General features: G+C 74.6%; 3 protein-coding genes and 2 pseudogenes. 2 read left to right on the top strand and 3 right to left on the bottom strand.

What is annotated here, in order from left to right; all coding sequences use genetic code 11:
• From ND748_RS29650 to ND748_RS29640, 3 genes and pseudogenes are all read right to left on the bottom strand, one after another.
• Positions 1–429: pseudogene (locus ND748_RS29650) on the bottom strand (NUDIX hydrolase); the annotation flags it as partial.
• A 132-nt stretch (positions 430–561) separates the two neighbouring features.
• The gene (locus tag ND748_RS29645) at positions 562–1,038 is read right to left on the bottom strand and encodes a RidA family protein (RefSeq protein WP_251749503.1); all 477 of its coding nucleotides are present in this window, start codon (positions 1,036–1,038) and stop codon (positions 562–564) included.
• Position 1,039: 1 nt separating this feature from the next.
• Positions 1,040–1,207, bottom strand: a complete 168-nt coding sequence (locus ND748_RS29640; RefSeq protein ID WP_251749501.1) for a DUF4177 domain-containing protein — start codon at positions 1,205–1,207, stop codon at positions 1,040–1,042.
• 151 nt (positions 1,208–1,358) lie between these two features.
• On the opposite strand from ND748_RS29640, the gene ND748_RS29635 reads away from it, so the two are divergent.
• The gene (locus ND748_RS29635) at positions 1,359–2,426 is read left to right on the top strand and encodes an ArsA-related P-loop ATPase (RefSeq protein WP_251749500.1); all 1,068 of its coding nucleotides are present in this window, start codon (positions 1,359–1,361) and stop codon (positions 2,424–2,426) included.
• A pseudogene (locus tag ND748_RS29630) lies at positions 2,423–2,672 on the top strand (ArsA family ATPase); the annotation flags it as partial. The gene ND748_RS29635 and the pseudogene ND748_RS29630, both read left to right, overlap by 4 nt.

Raw genomic sequence — 2,672 nt, 5'->3', positions numbered from 1 at the left:
GGCCGGGCCCGCGGGAACGGCGCCGGCCAGCAGCACGCCGCACTCCTCGAAGGTCTCGCGCACGGCGGCACAGACCAGCGCCCGGGCGAGCGCCGGGTCCGCGTCGAGCGCGTGCATCACCTCGGTGACGGGCGGCCCGGCCCAGGGCACGTCCGGCCCCATGTCGGTCGGGTCAACCCGGCCGCCGGGGAAGGCGTACATCCCGCCGGCGAACGCCATCCCCGTCACCCGCCGCAGCAGATAGGCCTCGATGCCGCGACCGCCCGGCGCGTCGCGCAGCAGGACGACCGTGGCGGCGTCGCGCACGGGCGCGGGCGGGCCTGCCGTCGGCTGCGGCAATCCCGTCCCGGGACCGGGCCCGGCGGGATCGCGGACGACGACCAGCGTCCGTTGCAGCCGGGCAAGCAGGGCAGCCTTGTGATCGACCATGAGTCCGATGCTAGTGAGGACCACCGACGGCCGCCGCCGATCGAGGCCGGACCTTCGCCGCCCGGCCCCGGCTCGGGCAGCCCCGGCTCGGGCAGCCCCGGCTCGGGCAGCCCCGGCTCGGGCAGCCCCCGCTCAGGCCTGGGCCGGGGCCGCCACCCGGGCTACCACCTCGACCTCCACCGGAGCGCCCAGCGGCAGCGCGGCGACCCCGACCGCCGAGCGGGCGTGCCGCCCGGCGTCGCCGAAGACGTCCACGAACAGCTCACTTGCCCCGTTGAGGACCGCAGGCTGGGCGGTGAACCCGGCGGCGCTCGCGACGAACCCGACCAGCTTCACGATGCGGACAATCCCGTCCAGGCCGCCGGCCTGCGCGGCGATGGCCGCCAGCGCGTTGAGCGCCGCGATCCGCGCCAGCTGCGCGGCCCGCTCGGCGTCGATCGCCTCCCCGACCAGGCCGGCGGCGGCCAGCCGCCCGTCGACCAGCGGCAACTGTCCGGCGGTCCAGACCAGATCGCCGTCGCGGACCGCGGGAAGGTAGGCGCCCGCCGGACTGGCCACCGGCGGCAGCGTCAGTCCCAGCTCGGCCAGCCGGGTGCTCGGGCTGGTCAAGTCAGGCCTGGCCCTTGGGCCGCTTGAAGTAGGCGACGAGGCCCTCAGGGTTCGTGGGAGCGGGGATGACCGTAACCAGCTCCCATCCGTCCTCGCCGAAGGTGTCCAGGATCTGCTTGGTGTTGTGGATCAGCAACGGGGCCGTGAAGTACTCCCACTTCGTCTGCATGACACCGGACCTTAGAGCATCCGGTCTCCCGGCCAGGGACACCTCGTCCGTCGGCGGGGAAACGGCCGTCGCCGGACGCCGCGGACGACGCCGGACCAGCCGCGGACGGTGCCGGACCGCCCCCCGTCGCGGGGGAGCTTGCGGCTACGACATGGCGGGGGCCGGGCGCGCGGGTACGGTCGAGCGTGTGAGCGGCAAGCGCACGGTGACCGAGGACTCCGACGACGAGGCGAGCGGTCCCTGGGATCGCCGGCTGCACATCGTCACCGGCAAGGGCGGGACCGGCAAGACGACGATGGCCGGCGCGCTGGCAGTGGCGTTGGCGACCGGCGGTCGGCGGATCCTGCTCACCGAGGTCGAGGGGCGCCAGCAGATCGCCCAGTTGTTCGACACCCCGCCGCTGCCCTACCAGGAGCGCAAGGTGGCCAGCGCGCCCGGCGGTGGCGAGGTGTTCGCGCTCGCGATCGACGCGGACGAGGCCCTTCTGGAATACCTGGAGATGTTCTACAACCTCCGTCGGGCCGGAAAGGCGCTGAGCAAGATCGGCGCGGTGGACTTCGCGACGACGGTCGCGCCCGGGGTGCGCGACGTGCTGCTGACCGGCAAGGTCAAGGAGGCCGTCAACCGCCCGGATGGCACCCGTCCGGGGGGGCTCGCCTATGACGCGGTCGTGCTCGACGCGCCGCCCACCGGGCGGATCTCCCGCTTTCTCAACGTGACCGCCGAGGTGGCGGGGCTGGCCAAGATGGGTCCGATCCGCGCCCAGGCCGACAGCGTGATGGCGGTGCTGCGGCCCGAACGTGCCGCGGTGCACCTGGTGACGCTGCTGGAGGAGATGCCCGTCCAGGAGACCGTGGACGGCGTCGCCGAGCTCACCCGGATCGGGCTGCCGGTGGGCGGGGTGATCGTCAATATGGCCCGCTCGCCCCTGCTGAAGGTCGGCCAGTCGCGGCTGGCCCGCCGGGGCGAGCTCGACCGGGAGGAACTCGCCGCCGGGATCAAGGAGGCGGGCCTGGAGCCGACCCGTGATCTGGTGGACGCGCTGGCCTGGGAGGCCGCCCAGCACGCCGACCGGGTGGCGCTGGAGACGGCCGAACGAGCCGAGATCGCCGCGCTTGGCCGCCCGGTGTACGAGGTACCGCTGGTCGCGGACGGGGTCGACGTCGGCATGATTTACCGGTTCGCGGAGATGCTGCGCGCGCAGGGGATGGTGGGGTGAACGCCGTGGGTTCGACGTCCGGCGACGACCGACCGCAGGGAGAGAAGAGTTCCCGGTCGACCAGGGCCGCGGCGAGACCGGCCGGCACCACGAAGGCGGGCACGGGGGCGGGCACGAAGACGGCGGGCACGCAGACGGCGGGCACGCATGCGGGCACGGGGGCGAACGAGACCAGGAACGAGGGCCCACGCCGCCGCTCCGGCGGGTCGACGGGACGCGCCGCGGCCCGGTCCGCCGGGACCGCGC

This window comes from Frankia sp. AiPs1 (assembly GCF_023716945.1).
Lineage (GTDB): Bacteria > Actinomycetota > Actinomycetes > Frankiales > Frankiaceae > Frankia.
Note: the sequence above shows the minus strand (reverse complement) of the source record. Positions and strands in the feature narration are given on the sequence as shown.